The following is a 17,503-nucleotide window of genomic DNA, read 5'->3' as shown; positions in this document are numbered from 1 at the left end:
TTCACTAAATAAATACATAGAACGACCAAAGCAAAAACAATAAGGCCTCAAATAAAAACTTAGAGTTAGGAAGTAAATATGAGTTCATTACCAAAAGCAGGTGACTTTTTAGGGCATCCTAAAGGGTTGTTCCTGTTGTTCGGCACAGAAATGTGGGAACGTTTCGGTTATTACGGCATGCGCGCCATCTTAGTTTTATACTTAGTAGCGCTTGTTCAAGAAGGTGGTTTTGGTTGGTCAAATGCAGACGCATTAAGCCTTTATGGTACCTTCACAATGGCTGTATACATTACACCACTGTTTGGTGGTTGGTTAGCCGATAACGTATTGGGTCAACGTAAAGCAATTATCCTTGGTGGTTTATTAATGGCTGCTGGCCACTTCACTATGGGTATTCCGCACAGCTACTTAGCTGGCCAAGAAGAAAACGTATTCTATATTGGTTTAACCCTTCTTTGTATTGGTAACGGTTTATTCAAGCCAAACATCTCAACCATGGTTGGCGATTTATATAAAGAAGGTGACCAACGTCGTGATGGCGCATTTACTATCTTTTACATGGGTATCAACTTAGGTGGTGCATTAGGTCCTCTAGTTGCGGGTTATGCTGCTGCAGCAATGGGCTGGCAATGGGGTTTCATCGTAGCTGGTGTAGGTATGGTTTTATCTGTACTTTTACAGCTTGCATTAAGCAACAAATACTTAGGCAACATCGGTGTTGTACCTTCAGCTAAGCTTTCTCAAGCGCAGTCTGAATCAAATACTAAAGAGCCATTAACTAAAGTTGAAACTGACCGTATTAAAGTTATCTTCACTATGAGTGTATTCAGCATCATCTTCTGGATGGGCTTTGAACAAGCGGGTGGTTTAATGAACCTTTTCGCTAACGATTACACTGACCGTATGTTACTTGGTTTTGAAGTGCCTGCTTCTTGGTTCCAGTCATTAAACTCAATTTTCATCATTGTATTTGCACCTTTAGTTGCCATTATTTGGTTAAAGCTTGATAAACGTGAACCAAATTCACCAGTTAAGTTTGCTATTGCACTTATTTTCTTAGCACTTGGTTTCATTACTATGATCCTGGCGCTTATGACACAAGGTCAAGGTGAGCACCTACAAATCAGCATGATGTGGTTAGTATTATTCTACTTATTCCACACGCTAGGTGAGTTGTGTTTATCTCCAATTGGCTTATCTATGGTGAGTAAACTTGCACCACTACGTTTAGCTTCAATGCTTATGGGTATCTGGTTCCTATGTACAGCGGTTGCAAACAAAATTGCAGGTTTCGTAGGTTCATTCCTAGGTGAAGGTGAAGAAGCGTTAGACAACGCGATGGGTATCTTCATTGGTTTAGGCGCAACTGCGGTTCTTTCTGCTGTTATCATGTACTTACTAAGCGACAAACTTGTAGCTTGGATGCACGGTGCTGAAGGCCAACACGAGCCACAAACTACTGAGCATATCCTAGCTGAAGAGCTAGAAGTGACAGCTGAAAAGCAATAATATTTATTCCCCGTAGCGCCCGCTGCGGGGAATTTCTCTCTCCCCTATTCCCTCTACGCCCTTAAAACTGATACTATATTCTTATACTAATTTGGTATGGCAAAGGAACTGAGTAAGTGCGCTCTAACACTCAACTACTGGTCATTATTCTGACTAGCTTATTACTGACGGCATGTGGTGGCGATAAAACAACAAAAGAAGTCGCAGCAGCTCCTGATCAGTCTGGTTTAATTATTTCTGTTGAAAATGGTTTATCGGCTGAATTTGCACAGGGCGATGTCACACTTAATGCAATAAGTAACACGGTTACAACAGACACCACATTTACTTACACTGAGACAAGCGCTTCAAGCACAGATATAGAGCAAGGTATTGTCTCGAGCATTCATACCTTTCGCCCCAATAACCTGATATTTGCTGAGCCATTAAGTTTAGCGATTAAGTTACCAAATGAACAAACCAACCTTGCCTTTAGCATAGTGCAGTTAGTCGATGAGCAATGGCAAACTCTCACTACTGAACAAAGCGATGATGGATTTGCAGTCAGTGCTATCACAGAATTTGGTAGCTTTGCTTTAATTTCTCGCACCATTCCTTCGGTTAGTAAAACCATTGGCGAGCAATGTAATGACACAGCCAGTAACCAAACTGTACGCTTTATTCATGTTGCTGATTTACACGCGCGCTTTGGCTTTAAAGAGCAATTATTCAGCCGTATTCGCAGTTACTACGACAATGCAAAACTTGAAAACCCTAACACCTTATTCACCAATGGCGGTGACGATTATGAAAAAGGCACTGTAGCTGAACAAACCTCACAAGGGTTAGCCACAGTCGAAGCAATAAAAGCAATGGCCTTTGACGTACGAGTGATTGGTAACCACGACTATGCGTGGGGACCTGAGCAACTGCTGGACTTTGCCGATGACGATAATGCCATCGTGCTTTCAAGTAATACCGAATATGATGGTAGCAGCGATACGCCATTTGCTGGTGTCGATTTTTCAGTTGTCCAAGTTGGTTGTCTTCGAATTGGCTTTTTTGGTATGACTTCAGTGCCTTGGAATGAACTTGATGATCCTATCGAAGAGGAACCGATCCCTGATTTTATCGCTAATTTCAAAATGAATTGGCAGTGGCAAGAAGTGGCTGAGCAGATTGTTAACCAATACCGTCAAGATGTTGATTACATGGTCATGGTGAGTCACTTAGGTGAAGGCACTGACACCCGTATTGCACAAAATGTTGCAGGAATTGATTTAGTACTTGGTGGACATACCCATGGCGGTGAAAGCTATCAAACCTTAGATAACGGCAGCATTGTCATTCAGCCAAACTTTTTTGCTCAAGGGCTAACTGATCTTACCTTAACCTTTAACCTTGATGACAAAACGCTTGCAGATGTTGATTACAATACCGTAGCAACAACCAGCATTACGACCCGAGATGAAAGCACTAAAGCCGCCATTGATGAAATCATGGGTCGCTATGCCCCAGATGCAAATACCGAAATTGCCGTTTCAGAAAATTACCCCACTGCAGAAGAACTCACGACGATTACTGCCAAAGCTGCCATGCAGCAGTTCCCTGCTATTGATGCGGCCTTGCTTGATGCAAGCCAAGTACAAGATCGCTGGCTACCAGGAACGTTAACCCAAGAAGACTTCCATGCCGCGTTTAAGGTTGAACGCCAACCATCGAATACCCCGGGCTTTAATTCAATTTATCAAGTCGCGGTGACAGGCAGCCAATTAAAAAACATGCTCGAAAGCCGACCTGAATGGGTCTCTTTAGTGCCTGATAACATTAATGATGCAAGTAATTACCACGTAGCTCTATTTAAAGGCCCAGCGCTTAATAGCGAATTATTCTTTCCAGCTCTGCCAAACTTAGAAGCGCAATTGGTCGCTGAAAGTTGGTGGCTGCTTGATAATTACGCACGAGCACGCACCAGCCAATGTTTATATCTCGATACCGATAACACGCTTAATGCGTGTAAAACGGATGATGCAGTCACAGTATGGAATTTTAATAATCCTGAGCAAGGGTTTAGCAGTGACTTTGGCCCTGCAACACTCAGCTTTTATGACCCTGAAGACAAAAACTGGGGGCCAGAGAATAGCCAATTTGCGACCACCACTGAACTTGAAATTACTGATTTACCAAGTGGAGCCTCTGGCGTGTTGTCCTTTGCTCGTCATAGCCCAACACAAGGCTTAACCTTAACGGCTAATAGTGCTGCTAATGGTGATTATCAAACAGAAGGCCTTATCGCTGATTACACCTTAGTGATGGATATTATGTGGCCAGAACAAAGCACCAATGAGTGGCGCTCATTACTACAAACCGATATCACTAATAGTGATGACGCAGACCTTTACGTCAGCCGAGATAACGCCATCGGTATTGCCACCAGTGATAGCGGTTACTTTGGCGAGCTTACAGCAAACAGCTGGCACCGTATTGCTTTTGTGTTTTATGCTGCTCCAAACAATGGTGCACTAAAAATTTATCTTGATGGCGAGCTAATTGGTATTAAAGATGAAGGTGAAATCAATGAGCGCTGGGCAATAAACAATGCGGCCTTACTTTTAACCGATAATGACTACGAAACTAAGCCGGGTTACTTAAACGCCTTGTTATTTGCAGGTCGTGCGATGACTGATGCCGAGATTGCCAATATGGGTGCTGCCCAGCAACAACTTAATTTTACGCAATCAACCCGTACCTTAAACCAAGTAGTTGAGCGTCATTATCAAGCTGCACCACAAATTATGAATAACCCTTGGTTACAACAACGCAGCAAGTTTTTTAACAAAGCGCGCCAAACCGTAAACTAAACTATACAATCACCTTAATAAAAAAGGCCGTTTCAGGCCTTTTTTATTGCCTGAAAAACGCTGAAATTTACTATTAAATACATATAGATAACCATAAAGATGGTTAACCTCTTTTAGTCAACCTAGTGGCTTACTCACTGCCTTTGTTAGGGCAATTGCTGAAATTAAAATCATTGTCCCATTTAATTTACAAAGAAGGCTTTAGCTAAATAGTGCTGGGATCTTCCCCTTATCGAATTTCTGGTTAATCATCCGCTCATTACAGAACAATAATTCTTTTTTAGCGCAGTGCTTATAATTGCGGGAGTAATGACAATGAGCGAAGTAAATAATCCATTAGGCCTAATGGGCATTGAATTCACTGAATACGCAACACCTGATGCAGATTACATGGACAAAGTGTTTACTGATTTTGGCTTTTCAAAGCTAAAAAAATTCAAAGGTAAAGACATTGTTTACTACAACCAACATGACATTCATTTCTTACTAAATAATGAGCGTGATGGTTTCTCTGCTGAATTTGCTAAAAGCCACGGTCCAGCAATCTGTTCTATGGGTTGGCGTGTAGAAAATGCGCAAAAAGCATTCGATGTTGCTGTTGAGCGCGGTGCAAAACCTGCGACAGACTCAACACACAAAGATTTACCTTACCCAGCTATCTACGGTATCGGCGACAGCTTAATCTATTTCATCGAGCAATTTGGTGACAAAGGTTCTATCTATGAGTCAGACTTCGAAGATTTAAGTGAGCAAAACATTGTTGAAGACAAAGGCTTCATCCGTATCGACCATTTAACTAATAACGTTTATAAAGGCACTATGGAAACATGGGCTAACTTTTACAAAGACGTGTTTGGTTTTACTGAAGTACGTTACTTCGACATTAAAGGCCAAAAAACAGCGTTATTATCTTACGCACTTAAATCTCCATGCGGTACTTTCTCGATTCCGATCAACGAAGGCAAAGATAACAACAACAACCAAATCGATGAGTACTTAAATGAGTACAATGGTCCGGGTGTACAACATTTAGCATTCCTTACTAATGACCTAGTAAGCTCACTTGATAAGCTTGACCAATCAACGATTGCTACGCTTGATATCATCCCTGAGTACTACGATACAATTTTTGACCGTGTGCCTTGGGTTAAAGAAGACAAAGAGAAGATCCGTAAGCATCAAATTCTAGTAGATAGCCAAAGCGAAAATTGTTACCTACTACAAATCTTCTCGAAGAACCTATTTGGTCCAATCTTTATCGAGATGATCCAACGTGTAGATGACGGCGGTTTCGGTGAAGGTAACTTCCAAGCGCTTTTCGAATCAATCGAACGAGATCAAGAGCGTCGTGGTGTAATCTAAATCATCATGATGAATAAAAAGCAGCGTGTGGTTTGGCTATATTCACACGCTGCTTTTTGTCGTTTTAAATTCTGTTTTAAACTAACTGTTTAAATTGCGTTGATTGCCTCCATATAGATAACTAACACATCAGCGCGAACAAATAAGGAAAGAGTATGAGCCTAATTAACGAAACCCACGATATTAATCTAAAAAGCTGGGTTGCATCTGCTAACGAAGCGAACTGTGACTTCCCAATTCAAAACCTTCCTTTTGCAGAAGTACGTCGTAAAAATTCAGACGAAGCGTTCCGTGGCGCTGTAGCAATTGGTGATCAAGTTATCGATTTAGCGAAAGTAAACGACCTTGGTTTATTCTCAGGTGATGCACAAGTTGCCGTTAAAGCAGCGAGCCAAGCTACATTAAATGAATTTATGGGCCTTGGTCAGCAATATTGGTCAGCACTTCGTCTTGCGTTATCAAAAGCATTACGTGAAGGTGCCAGTGAGCAAGCGCAATTAAGCGAAGCACTTATTGCTCAAGCAGATATCGAATTTGCGCTGCCTTGTCGCATTGGTGATTACACTGACTTCTATACCTCTATTTACCACGCAACAGCAGTAGGCAGCCTATTCCGCCCTGATAACCCACTTTTACCTAACTACAAATGGGTACCAATTGGTTATCATGGCCGTTCATCGTCAATTGATGTATCAGGTCAAACGTTCCACCGTCCTAACGGTCAAACTAAAGCACCAGATGCTGAAGTACCGTCATTCGGCCCTTGTAAACGCCTAGACTATGAACTTGAATTAGGTATTTACCTTGGTAAAGGTAATGAATTAGGCGATGCAATTGCCATTGAGAATGCTGAAAACCACGTATTTGGTTTCTGTGTATTCAATGACTGGTCTGCACGTGACTTACAAGCATGGGAATACCAACCACTTGGTCCGTTCCTTGCAAAAAACTTCGCATCGACTGTATCTCCTTGGATTGTTACTACAGAAGCACTGGCGCCATTTAGAACAAACTGGACACGTGATGAAAATGACCCGCAACCAATGGACTATTTAGAGTCTTCTCATAACCGTGAGTTTGGTGCATTCGATATCAAAATGGATGTACAAATCGAAACTGAAAAGATGCGTGCAGCTGGCGAAGCGCCAACACAAGTATCTAAATCTAGCTTCAAACACTCTTACTGGACTGTGGCGCAAATGGTGACTCACCACACTGTAAATGGCTGTAACTTCCAACCTGGCGACATGTTAGGTTCTGGCACTCAATCAGGCCCAGAGCACGAAGAAGCAGGTTCATTGTTAGAGCTATCACGCGGCGGTAAAGAAAAAATCACCCTTGCTAATGGCGAGCAACGTACTTTCTTAGAAGATGGCGACAACGTAATCATGCGTGGTTGGTGTGAAAAAGACGGTTTTGCACGCATTGGTTTTGGTTCAGTTGAGGGTACAGTGCTACCTGCCAAATGAAAATAACTCGCTATTTTCATTTACAAAACAAGTATTAAGGGCATTATTTGCCCTTTTTTATTTGCCATTTCTCTCTTGAGTTACAATTTTTTTCTGGCTTTTTTAAATCAGATTGCTATCTTAACTCGGTTATTAGTTAAATTTTGTACGCCATGTTAGTTAAACTTAAGTCTTTTTACCGCACGATTTTTCCAGCTAGACAGCTGTTGATCCGTCAAAATGGCGAAGTAAAGCACTTAGTGTTAGCGCCTTGGTTACAATTAACAACACTTCTGGTCATTTTAACAGCTATTGCTTGGTTAAGTATTTCAACGCTCCAGATCATGTCACAAGCCGACCAAATCATCAGCATCGAACAAAACCAACTCAGCAAACAACAACAGTGGCAAAAACAACGCTACCAGCAACAAACTGCCTATGAAAAACAATTAGAGCAGTTGGCTATTCTTGAGCAAAAACAAGCGTTATTGCAAAGCATGATTGAGTCGCTACCAGAATCAATGAACAAACCTGCACTACCAACTAATGCAGAGCCATTGCTTCTACCTGTTAAGGAACACTCTGAGGAATTTCATGCTCCTTTAGAAGGTGAACAGCAGCCAAAACAAGTTAAACGCTTAGAAAGTATTCCTGAACGCTTAGTGCGCCTTGATGCCGCTTATAACAACAGCTTTGTGGTATTGGATGAGCAAATAAAACTTCGCCATCAAGAAATCGTTGCCATATTAGAGGGTGCAGGCCTTGATAGCAGCCTTGCCAATGCCTCGGTACTAGAAAGTTCAGATACAGCTCAAGGTGGTCCACTCGATTTATTTGATGAATCAAAAATTCCTGCTGAATTTTTAGCGATTGCAGATAACTTATTAGCATTAAACAACCTAGAAAGTTTGCTGAGTGAATTGCCACAAACGCTCCCTGCTGCCGATTACTACATTTCAAGCAGTTTTGGCCTTCGTAAAGACCCATTGAATGGTCGTCGTGCATTTCATAAAGGGGTTGATTTAGCTGGTTGGCATAAAACCGAAATTTTTGCGCCCGCTAATGGTACGGTTCTTCGTGCTGGTCGTAATGGTGGTTATGGTAATTTTATCGAACTACAACACAAAAATGGTTTCATCACTCGCTTTGGCCACCTAAATAAAATTAAAGTAAAAAAAGGCCAAACGGTAACAAAAGATGATGTCATTGGCTTAATGGGAAGTACTGGCCGTAGCACCAGTACGCACTTACATTACGAAGTTTTAGTGAATGGCAAACATGTCAATCCAGTTAAAATAACAAAGGCCCTTTCTCGTGTTCGGTAGAAAAAAGCAACCAGCAGCTAGCTCGTCTGGCTCATCTTTAAAAAGAACCAACCATACTCCTTCAATTATTTCTGAAGACGTCCGTTTAACTGGTAGCCTTACTTGCCAAGGTGAAGTCCAACTTGATGGTCGGATCGATGGTGATTTACATGTTAAACACCTAGTGATTGGTCATACTGGTGTGATTGAAGGCGTGATTGAGGCTGATAGTGTAACTGTCAAAGGTAAAATCTTCGGAACACTCATCGCCAATCAAGTGGTAATTGAAAGCACCGCAGAAGTCCATGGTGACGTATTTCATGACACCCTTAGCATTGAAGCGGGAGCAATCATTGAAGGCAGCTTAAAACATCGTCATGAAGAAGATAATGTGGCGCCTATTAAGCCTGAAGAAAAAACCAGTTCATCATTACTCCCCGATGATGACAACGACTTGTCGTTTGTAAACAAACAAGCCGCTGATAAGTCTTAACGTTTTTTAGCAGTTACATACATTGTGATATCTGCTGTAAACACCAATTCATCGCGGCTGTTAAAAACCTTCACCGGTACTAACAAATCTTGCTTTTCTAACCACTCACTCGGTACTTCTATATCTGCAACTGCACGCATGTCTGTGTCAATTTTTGCTATATAATTCACTGTCATGCCTTTTGGGATCCAGCGGTGTGTTTTTGCCGGCACCGTCGCATCGACCATTAAACCTGCGCACAACTCAGCTATATTACACTGGGCAATAGCATGGATAGTACCAATGTGATTATGGATTGCTCGGCGGTTTTTAACGGTTGCACTGCAATGCCCTGCTGTTAAACCTGTGATCAATGGCTTTATTGAGCCGAAATAAGGAGCTTTAAAACAGACAGCTTTACTAAATAACCAATTACCTTTTGGCAGTGACTGACATTGAGTCCAGATTTTTAATAATGACGATTGTGAGCTCAAGACGATTATCCATTTTTTTTGATGTGAGATGGAAATTAACACATCAGACCAGATAGCGAAATGGAAACTTTTTGTTAGCAGTTTTGATGATTACATATTTAGCTAAGTGAATGCTTTTCTTTTCCTTTAGGGGCACATAAAATACCGTTTTAAAGGAGAGCGAATGCAGTCACGCCAGCACAAAAACCTCAGTTTATTATTTATCCTCGGCCTTCTGGTTGTTTTTTGCCCATTAGGTATTGATATTTATCTTCCAGCATTTCCTACTATCGCTGAACAATTGAATGCGTCAGAAAAGCAACTTCAGCAAACCGTGGCTATTTTTTTGCTTACAGTCGGTCTTGGGCAGCTTATTGCGGGACCACTTGCAGATAAATTTGGCCGTAAACCTGTTGCGATTAGCGGTGTTACGATTTATGGGCTAGCTGCATTCTGGGCATATTTGGCGCCAGACTTTACCACCTTAATGATAGCAAGAGCATTACAAGGCTTAGGAGCATGCGCAACTTTTGTCGTCGCTTTTGCAATAGTTAGAGACAAATTTGGTAGTGAGCGTAGCGGACAAATCATTACTTACTTAAATGGCATTGTCTGCTTTATTCCTGCCCTTGCGCCTATTCTTGGTGCTTGGTTAACCGTACAATTTGGTTGGCGCATGAACTTTTTATTCATGGTCAGTTTTGCACTTGTTGGCCTATTTATAGTTTTGTTTCTCTATAAAGAAACCCGCCCTAAAGACAGTGTTTACAGTGGTCATATTCTCGACTTAAGGCGCTTTATACCTATTATCTCCACACCACTCTTTCTATTTCATAGCTTAATTTGTTTAGTGACTATGTCCGCTATTTTAGTCTTTGTAACCCTTGCTCCGGGTTGGATAATCACAGAGCTTGGTGGCAGTGTCACCGACTTTACTTTTTGGTTTACCTGTAATGCCGCCCTGAGCATTTTTGCAAGCTTCGTCATGCCCATATATATAAAGCGCCAGCCCAAACGAGCCTTAAAAGCAGGACTTATGTTGTTAGTATTGTCTGGCTGCATAATGCTGGCTTTTAGTCAGCAAAATTCAGTTTTAGCTTTAATGTTTCCTATGTTCTTGGCAGCTTTTGGTTATGCCTTAACACTTGGCTCATCAGCAGGTCGTGCATTGAGTATGTTTCCTAAACAAGCAGGCACAGCTTCTGCACTTATCGGCTTGATGCAAATGAGTGGCGCAAGTTTATTAGTGTTTATAACGCAATTTTTAAATTTAACGACACCTGTATTAATTGGCGTACATTTTTTGATGCTCACTCCTTTTACTTACTTATTACTTAAACATAAGCGCTTGTCATAAAAAAGTTTTACCATACTTTTAGCTAATATGGGTAAATGAGAATCGTTATACTTCATTTGCCCATTTAGCCATCCTTTTATATCTCACAGTTATAAAAATCACCTTTCTAGAATAATTTGTTCCGTTTTTGCGGATTATTTTTCTTGTACCCAACCACATATTAAACTATTGTTTACCCACGTTAACAATTGGTTAACTAAATGACATGTTTGGGATACGAATTATGAAAAAGAATAAATTAGCATTAGCACTGATCATCAGTGGACTATGTGCAGCAGGAACTGCAAACGCAGCAAATGACCGTTACATCATCCAAGTAGACAACAATAAAAAAGGCGTAGTTAAAGCACTCGCTAAAAAGCTCGGTGGTGATATTAAAGTTGATGGTAATGGCTTCATTGCAGCGCAATTCTCAGGTCATGACCTAGCGAGCGTGAAAGGCTTATTAAACAACCCTCACATAAAACTGATTGAAGAAGACCAAAAACGTGTGCCAATGGCGCTTTATAACGATGACGCGGGTAATGCTATGCAGCAGCAGCTGACCCCTTACGCAGTTTACCAATCACAAGCAGACCAAGTTACTTTTGATGCAAATGCTGGCATGAAAGTGTGTGTAATTGACTCAGGTCTAGATGCTTCGAATCCTGATTTCATTTGGGGTAATATTACTGGTGACAACGACAGTGGTACTGGTAACTGGTTCGATAATGGTGGTCCTCATGGTACTCACGTCGCCGGAACAATTGGCGCAGCAGATAATAATGTAGGTGTGGTTGGTATGGCACCTGGCGTTGCAATGCACATCATCAAAGTCTTTAATGCTGAAGGCTGGGGTTACTCTTCAGATTTAGCACACGCAGCGGACTTATGCTCTCAAGCAGGTGCAAATATTATTAGCATGAGCCTAGGTGGCGGTGGTTCAAATAGCACCGAGTCTAACGCGTTTGCTAACTTCACAAGTGCAGGCGGCTTAGTCGTTGCTGCGGCAGGTAATGATGGTAATAACGTACGTTCATACCCTGCAGGCTATCCATCAGTAATGATGGTAGGTGCAAATGATGCGAACAACCAAATTGCAGATTTCTCGCAGTTCCCTAGCTGTACGTCTGGTCGTGGTAAACGCGCTACTACAGATGAAACTATCTGTGTTGAAGTAACAGCAGGTGGTGTTGATACTCTTTCTACTTACCCTGCAGGTATGGCCACTTCGGCTAGCTTAGCAGCAGATGGTGCGGGCTTTGCAACTTCATCAATGGAGAACTCAGGAAATGCATCAGGCACGGCTTATTACATGGGTACTGCTGAAAGTGTAGATTCTGGCGCAGCTGGCAAAATCTGTATGATTGACCGCGGTAATATCTCGTTCTATGACAAAGTGAATAACTGTGAAAACTCAGGTGGTATCGGCGCTGTTATCATTAATAACGAAGCAGGCATGTTATACGCTACATTAGGCGATACTAACGATACAACAATTCCTGCTGTAGGTGCAGCACTTGAAGACCGTTCAGCACTTCTTTCAAGTACAACAATTGATATCGCAATTGGTACCAGTGATTATGGTTTCATGAGCGGTACATCAATGGCGACGCCTGCTGTATCTGGTATTGCAGCACTAGTTTGGTCAAACCATCCTGAGTGTACTGGGACAGAAATTCGTGATGCCTTAAAAGCGACAGCACAAGACCAAGGCGCTTCTGGTCACGATGTTTACTTCGGTCACGGTATTGTTAAAGCCGCTGATGCAGATGCATACCTAATGGCAAATGGCTGTGCAGGTGGCAATAATGGCGGCGGCACAACTCCTGGTAGCGATGATATTAGCCTTTCTACGTCAGGTTATAAATCAAAAGGCACTGCGTATGTTGATTTAAGCTGGAATGGCGCAGCAACAAGCACAGTTGATGTATACCGTAATGGTAGCAAGGTAGGCTCAGTGGCAAACACTAACAGCTATACTGACACTATCACATCGAAAGGCGGTGGTACTTACACTTACCAAGTATGTGAAGCACAAAGCACAACTGTTTGTTCAAACAATAGCTCAGTGACGTTCTAATACTTTCCCCAACCCAAATCAGCGGGCATTGATTGCCCGCTTTTTCTTTTTCTAAAAGCTTGTTAAGATCAAATACCTAGCTTTTTAACTTTGTGCCAATGATCAATCCAGAATCGTTACTGTCGTTTTTAGGCGCCAGTTTTTTAATTGCCGTAGCTCCCGGCCCTTCTAATGCATTTTTAATGGCGCAAACCTTTGCAAATGGCCGTAAAGCCGGAATGCAAAGTGCCTTTGGTTTTGCCTTGGGTGGTGTGGTGCATACTATTTTGGCAGTAGTAGGTTTAACGGCAATTTTAAAAGCATCCACGGTAGCATATACCACAGTTCAGTATTTAGGCGCGGCCTACCTTTGCTACCTAGGTATAATGACCTTAAAGGATACCTTCACAGGGCCTGAGCCAGACTGCAGCGAAAAGCCTCATGTTAGCACCAGTAAAAAACAAAATGTGATGTTTCAAGCCATGATGACCGAGGTACTCAATCCGAAAGTTGCCTTATTCTTTATTGCTTTTATTCCTCAGTTCGTCGATCCGAGCTTGTCTTCAACGACATTTCAACTCGCTTTCTTTGGATTACTCTACCCGCTTTTTGCTTTTCCAATCGACTGCACGTATATTTATTTCGGCGATAAGATAGCCAGTTATTTTCGTGAACATCCACAAGCCCAAATTTGGATTGATCGGATCACGGGACTAGTTTTTATTGCGTTAGCAATTAACCTATTGATATAAGAGCACTTATGGAACAAAAACAACAAGCTTTACCCGCCAAAAAGAATATTGCCCTCGTAGCCCATGATGGCAAAAAAGCAGCCCTTCAGGCATGGTGTGAAAAGCACCTGGATATTTTAAGTAAGCACACGCTATACGGTACAGGCACAACGGGTCATTTAATCGAGCGCACAACAGGGCTTGAAGTGATAAAGCTATTAAGTGGTCCTATGGGTGGCGATCAACAATTAGGTGCTAAAATTGCTGAACATGAGGTGCATGTGTTAGTTTTTTTCTGGGATCCACTTGCATCGCAGCCCCACGACCCTGATGTAAAAGCATTACTTCGTTTAGCTGCGGTTTGGAATATTCCTGTTGCCTGTAATGAAGTTAGTGCCGATATGCTATTAAGCTCCCCTATGATGGAGACAGAGCTTTGCCGCACGTTGCCAGATTACGAAAAATACCTCGCAACGCGCCAAGTGACTCTTTAATTATTAAAGTTGTACACCTAAGTGGGGCGATTAGCTATAAAGCTTGTGCGCCCACTTAGTTAAACCTGCAGTAACACTACCAAAGTGATCCCCGTTCAGCATATTAATATCACCTAAATGTGATTTTAACGCAGCCTTGATCAGCGGTGATTGCGCACTACCACCCGTTAAGTAAATTACATCCGGTGTTGTTCCTGCCTCTTGAATCGCTTGTTTAGCTAAGCTCACTATCTGGCTTATTGAGTCATCAACAGCTAAAGCTAAGTCTTTTAGCGTTAAGCATTGCATTAAATCTGAATCTAAGAAACGCAAGTCTGTGGTAAATTCGTTCGCTGACGAGAGTGCAATTTTTGCCGCTTCGCCTTGCTGCACTAATTGATGACCCTGCTTATTTTGCTGCAATTGAATTAAGCGTTTAAAAAGCGCAGGCTCTTTAACTTCACGAACTTGAGTCAATAACTCACGATGATGGGCATCGCTATAAAACTGGCTTTGCAGGTTTACATCATTGATTTTACACGCTTGCCAAAACGGTTGGTTCGGCAGCGGAAGACCCGATTTAAACTCAGTACCTAAACCTAATAATGGCATTAAACCATGAAAGCTCAGGGCAATATCTAAATCATTTCCACCCACACGCTTGCCACTGTGGGCTAAGAAATCATTATCACGACACTGCTTTTCACGGAAGCTCGGCCCCATTTGTACGAATGAACAATCACTGGTACCCCCGCCAATATCTACAACCAATACTTTTTGGTCTTGCTGTAATGAAGTTTCATAATCAATCCCTGCCGCTAACGGCTCATATAAAAACGACACCTCTTTAAAGCCTGCGCGCTTTGCTGCTCGTTCTAAAATTCCCAGTGCTTGCTGATTAGATTCTTCACCACCAACTGATTGAAAGTTTACCGGTCGTCCGATTACCGTTTCTGTTAATGACTCTTGCAGTGACTGCTCTGCACGCTGCTTAATTTTTAAGATCATCGCCGTAGCAATGTCTTCAAAGAAGTTTATTTGACCTTGCTTTAAGCCCACAGCACCAAAGAATGATTTAGGTGATTTTACAAAGTAACCTTCTTCAGGAAATTGCACATACTCGCTAATTGCTTCACGACCGATGAATAAGGTCTCATCACCAGCTTGAATATCTAAATCTGATTTAATGCGAGGAATGGTATTTAAAAGCGCATTGCGCTCAGTTTTAAAGTCATGCTCAAATGGGCTACCAGTGAGGTGCTTTGCCACAAAATCGACAACTAAAGCACTGTGATGAGTATAAAGTGTTGAGGGTAAATACTGCTTACCTTGTTCAAGCGGCACTAATGACACTTGTTGCTCGTTATCCATTACACCGATTGCACAATTTGAGCTACCGTAATCAAAGCCTGCAAACATTCTAGCACCTATACATCAATAAAAAGGCCGCGAAATTTACCATAGTCGCAGCCATTTTTGAATGACGCTAAGGTGTTTCATGTAAAAAGCTTGCAAATCGTGGCAAACCATTTTTAGTAAAACCATGATATTTATAGGTAATGGTACTACCTATGGCTGGCGGTGACTTTCTTTGCTGATCAGAAAACCCCGAGCCAATTTTAAATTCAGTACCATCACTGTTGCGCACCTTGAGTGCGCCAAGCATATTTTTATACTTACCTTTTCCTGCAACATAACCGATTACAACCGCTTCAGCGTCAAAATAGGGTTTTAACTTTAACAATGCATCACTGCGTCCCGCACTATGCTTAGCAGCCGCTAGATGCAGCATCACGCCCTCAGCACCTTGCGCTATTAGCTCATCCATAAACAAACTAAGTTGCTTGTTATCGTTAAAGTGCGTTTGCTCCACTGCTTTAATATGTTCACTTTGCAGCTGATTTACTAACCGCGAGTAGTCCTCAAAGCGCTGACTAAATGGTTTTGTCGCATCAGGCATATCAAATATCATATAGCTTACTGTTTGCCATTCAGTATCAATAGGAATGGCTTTTCGAACGATACCGCTCAAAGTGGCAAAATCTTGTCGCTTAGTCCAAAGTTCTCCATCAAGCCAAACCCTAGGAAGTGGCTCAGTAAACCAGTCAGGGGCATAAATTGGGTTACCGTTTCGGGTTACTAATTGACTACCAGTCCAGATGGCCCGAACGCCATCATATTTTTCACTAACTAAATACTCGCTTACATTGACCTTGTCAGCTTCATAGACGTTTGCTAAAAGTACTGAAGGGGCTTGTTGAGCTTCGACCGAAAGGCTTAATAATAAAGTGATTGCGCACATCAGCGCACGAGTGATCATAACCATCATTGCTTCCTTGCAAATTTGTAAGTTTTAAGTAGCTTTCACGACTTAATAAATGCTGCTTAGTAATAGCCGTTTAATTATAGGTTAGTTTGTAGCCATTTGAAAAATTCGCCCAAATCAGCAAACACCCCCGCCGCTTTACTAAAGTCATGTTCTAAAGTGAAATGATTCGGCACCGCATACACAGCAACAGCGGCATTACTTGCGGCGGTGACACCGGTAAAGGTATCTTCGACTGCAACGGCTTCATTAGCGGTTATATTTAACGTATCAAGTGCCAATTGGTATGGGTCGCCAGATGGTTTAGGATTGTTAACATCATCTTTGGTAACCACACAATCAAACCAATCAAAAATGCCATAGCCTTTTAAAATAGGATAGGCTTCATCTTTTGCACTGCCTGTTACTAATGCCATTTTTAAACCACTGGCTTTTACTTGCTCAAGCACTGCTTTTGCATGAGGCATATAGGCGGGTAAATTAGTACTAACAAAGCGCCCAAATGCAGCATATTTATCATCGGTTAGCTGCTGTGAAGTGATACTAAGCCCATAATTTTCAACAACTTCCTTTGCAGCTTCAAGAGTTGGTCTACCAGAAAAGCGCTGACAAAACGTGGCCTCATCATACTGCACGCCAAAAGGGGCTAGTAAATCATTCCAAATATTAAAATGCACACTTTCAGAGTCGACAAGTGTGCCATCCATATCAAACAATACTGCTTTTAAAGTCATCCTCATTCCTTTTACAGTCTAAAAAATAAAAGGTGCCATGTGGCACCTTCGATAAATATAATTTGTTACTCAGTTAAACCCGCAGGTGGCTCAGCAAACGCTTCTTCGCCTGTTTCTACATCAACCAGCTCGTAACCGCGTTGTTTTCTTACCACTTTTAATACTGGCTTAGAAAACGCTGTTTTTAAACGATCAGCGTCTGCTTCAAGTTCTTCGACTGTATTACCAAATGGCGCTGCACCGGTTTCTGACCAGTTAGTCACTTTGCCATTTAAGTTATATTCAACTTCATGTATTTGATATTGTGCCGCTTCATCTTTTGTTGCTTCACAAAAAATTACACGGTAGTTCCAAAATCCAGCCATACTTCTTCTCTTTCTCAAAATTTAATGCTGCCACTTTAGCAGTTACAAACACGATTATAAACGAAAAA

General features: G+C 41.8%; 15 protein-coding genes. 10 read left to right on the top strand and 5 right to left on the bottom strand.

Translation table 11 applies throughout. From position 1 onward, the window contains the following. Nucleotides 1-78: 78 nt before the first annotated feature. The 6 genes from J3455_RS05125 (at nucleotide 79) to J3455_RS05100 (ending at nucleotide 8,956) form a co-directional block, all read left to right on the top strand. The gene (locus J3455_RS05125; RefSeq protein WP_130051948.1) at nucleotides 79-1,509 is read left to right on the top strand and encodes a peptide MFS transporter; all 1,431 of its coding nucleotides are present in this window, start codon (nucleotides 79-81) and stop codon (nucleotides 1,507-1,509) included. A gap of 116 nt (nucleotides 1,510-1,625) precedes the next feature. Next, a complete protein-coding gene (locus J3455_RS05120; RefSeq protein WP_349561267.1) occupies nucleotides 1,626-4,349 on the top strand; it encodes a metallophosphoesterase in 2,724 nt (907 codons plus the stop codon). Nucleotides 4,350-4,664: 315 nt separating this feature from the next. Next, nucleotides 4,665-5,711, top strand: coding sequence for a 4-hydroxyphenylpyruvate dioxygenase (hppD, locus tag J3455_RS05115; protein ID WP_130051950.1), 1,047 nt, complete (start codon nucleotides 4,665-4,667; stop codon nucleotides 5,709-5,711). Nucleotides 5,712-5,866: 155 nt separating this feature from the next. Then, nucleotides 5,867-7,180 (top strand): fumarylacetoacetase, encoded by a 1,314-nt coding sequence (fahA, locus tag J3455_RS05110; RefSeq protein ID WP_178926751.1) that lies wholly within the window; start codon nucleotides 5,867-5,869, stop codon nucleotides 7,178-7,180. 152 nt (nucleotides 7,181-7,332) lie between these two features. Then, nucleotides 7,333-8,484, top strand: a complete 1,152-nt coding sequence (locus J3455_RS05105; RefSeq protein ID WP_349561265.1) for a M23 family metallopeptidase — start codon at nucleotides 7,333-7,335, stop codon at nucleotides 8,482-8,484. Next, entirely contained in the window at nucleotides 8,474-8,956 is a 483-nt protein-coding gene (locus J3455_RS05100; protein ID WP_349561264.1) for a bactofilin family protein, read from the top strand. Before J3455_RS05105 ends, J3455_RS05100 begins: the two co-directional genes overlap by 11 nt. On the opposite strand, the gene J3455_RS05095 is transcribed toward J3455_RS05100, so the two are convergent. Continuing rightward, nucleotides 8,953-9,429: a hotdog fold domain-containing protein gene (locus J3455_RS05095; protein WP_239977304.1), complete on the bottom strand. Its 477-nt coding sequence runs from the start codon at nucleotides 9,427-9,429 to the stop codon at nucleotides 8,953-8,955. The genes J3455_RS05100 and J3455_RS05095 overlap by 4 nt on opposite strands. Before the next feature lie 163 nt (nucleotides 9,430-9,592). On the opposite strand from J3455_RS05095, the gene J3455_RS05090 reads away from it, so the two are divergent. From J3455_RS05090 to J3455_RS05075, 4 genes are all read left to right on the top strand, one after another. Further along, entirely contained in the window at nucleotides 9,593-10,765 is a 1,173-nt protein-coding gene (locus J3455_RS05090; protein ID WP_167658455.1) for a multidrug effflux MFS transporter, read from the top strand. 223 nt (nucleotides 10,766-10,988) lie between these two features. Further along, nucleotides 10,989-12,827 (top strand): S8 family serine peptidase, encoded by a 1,839-nt coding sequence (locus tag J3455_RS05085; protein ID WP_130051956.1) that lies wholly within the window; start codon nucleotides 10,989-10,991, stop codon nucleotides 12,825-12,827. Nucleotides 12,828-12,925: 98 nt separating this feature from the next. Continuing rightward, the gene (locus tag J3455_RS05080) at nucleotides 12,926-13,558 is read left to right on the top strand and encodes a LysE family translocator (RefSeq protein ID WP_130051957.1); all 633 of its coding nucleotides are present in this window, start codon (nucleotides 12,926-12,928) and stop codon (nucleotides 13,556-13,558) included. 8 nt (nucleotides 13,559-13,566) lie between these two features. Continuing rightward, complete coding sequence (locus J3455_RS05075) at nucleotides 13,567-14,031, top strand: methylglyoxal synthase (protein ID WP_130051958.1); 465 nt, start codon at nucleotides 13,567-13,569, stop codon at nucleotides 14,029-14,031. 30 nt (nucleotides 14,032-14,061) lie between these two features. Here the strand turns inward: J3455_RS05075 and yegD are convergent, their stop codons facing one another. From yegD to J3455_RS05055, 4 genes are all read right to left on the bottom strand, one after another. Continuing rightward, complete coding sequence (yegD, locus tag J3455_RS05070; RefSeq protein ID WP_130051959.1) at nucleotides 14,062-15,429, bottom strand: molecular chaperone; 1,368 nt, start codon at nucleotides 15,427-15,429, stop codon at nucleotides 14,062-14,064. A 67-nt stretch (nucleotides 15,430-15,496) separates the two neighbouring features. Continuing rightward, a complete protein-coding gene (locus J3455_RS05065; protein ID WP_175580445.1) occupies nucleotides 15,497-16,336 on the bottom strand; it encodes a DNA ligase in 840 nt (279 codons plus the stop codon). 77 nt (nucleotides 16,337-16,413) lie between these two features. After that, the gene (locus J3455_RS05060; RefSeq protein WP_349561262.1) at nucleotides 16,414-17,070 is read right to left on the bottom strand and encodes an HAD family hydrolase; all 657 of its coding nucleotides are present in this window, start codon (nucleotides 17,068-17,070) and stop codon (nucleotides 16,414-16,416) included. Between the two features lie 65 nt (nucleotides 17,071-17,135). After that, on the bottom strand, nucleotides 17,136-17,435 hold the full coding sequence (locus J3455_RS05055; RefSeq protein WP_054561952.1) for a hypothetical protein: 300 nt from the start codon (nucleotides 17,433-17,435) through the stop codon (nucleotides 17,136-17,138). Between the last annotated feature and the right edge of the window lie 68 nt (nucleotides 17,436-17,503).

The organism is Pseudoalteromonas sp. NFXS39 (genome assembly GCF_040148775.1).
GTDB lineage: Bacteria > Pseudomonadota > Gammaproteobacteria > Enterobacterales > Alteromonadaceae > Pseudoalteromonas > Pseudoalteromonas apostichopi.
This window is presented reverse-complemented; position numbering and strand designations above follow the sequence as displayed.

What these genes read in the sequence shown, in the direction of transcription:
- J3455_RS05085 (WP_130051956.1), top strand. Translation starts at nt 10,989, where the DNA reads ATGAAAAAGAATAAATTAGCATTAGCACTGATCATCAGTGGACTATGT.
- J3455_RS05080 (WP_130051957.1), top strand. Translation starts at nt 12,926, where the DNA reads ATGATCAATCCAGAATCGTTACTGTCGTTTTTAGGCGCCAGTTTTTTA.
- J3455_RS05075 (WP_130051958.1), top strand. Translation starts at nt 13,567, where the DNA reads ATGGAACAAAAACAACAAGCTTTACCCGCCAAAAAGAATATTGCCCTC.
- fahA (WP_178926751.1), top strand. Translation starts at nt 5,867, where the DNA reads ATGAGCCTAATTAACGAAACCCACGATATTAATCTAAAAAGCTGGGTT.
- hppD (WP_130051950.1), top strand. Translation starts at nt 4,665, where the DNA reads ATGAGCGAAGTAAATAATCCATTAGGCCTAATGGGCATTGAATTCACT.
- yegD (WP_130051959.1), bottom strand. Translation starts at nt 15,429, where the DNA reads ATGTTTGCAGGCTTTGATTACGGTAGCTCAAATTGTGCAATCGGTGTA.
- J3455_RS05055 (WP_054561952.1), bottom strand. Translation starts at nt 17,435, where the DNA reads ATGGCTGGATTTTGGAACTACCGTGTAATTTTTTGTGAAGCAACAAAA.
- J3455_RS05125 (WP_130051948.1), top strand. Translation starts at nt 79, where the DNA reads ATGAGTTCATTACCAAAAGCAGGTGACTTTTTAGGGCATCCTAAAGGG.
- J3455_RS05065 (WP_175580445.1), bottom strand. Translation starts at nt 16,336, where the DNA reads ATGGTTATGATCACTCGTGCGCTGATGTGCGCAATCACTTTATTATTA.
- J3455_RS05105 (WP_349561265.1), top strand. Translation starts at nt 7,333, where the DNA reads ATGTTAGTTAAACTTAAGTCTTTTTACCGCACGATTTTTCCAGCTAGA.
- J3455_RS05060 (WP_349561262.1), bottom strand. Translation starts at nt 17,070, where the DNA reads ATGACTTTAAAAGCAGTATTGTTTGATATGGATGGCACACTTGTCGAC.
- J3455_RS05090 (WP_167658455.1), top strand. Translation starts at nt 9,593, where the DNA reads ATGCAGTCACGCCAGCACAAAAACCTCAGTTTATTATTTATCCTCGGC.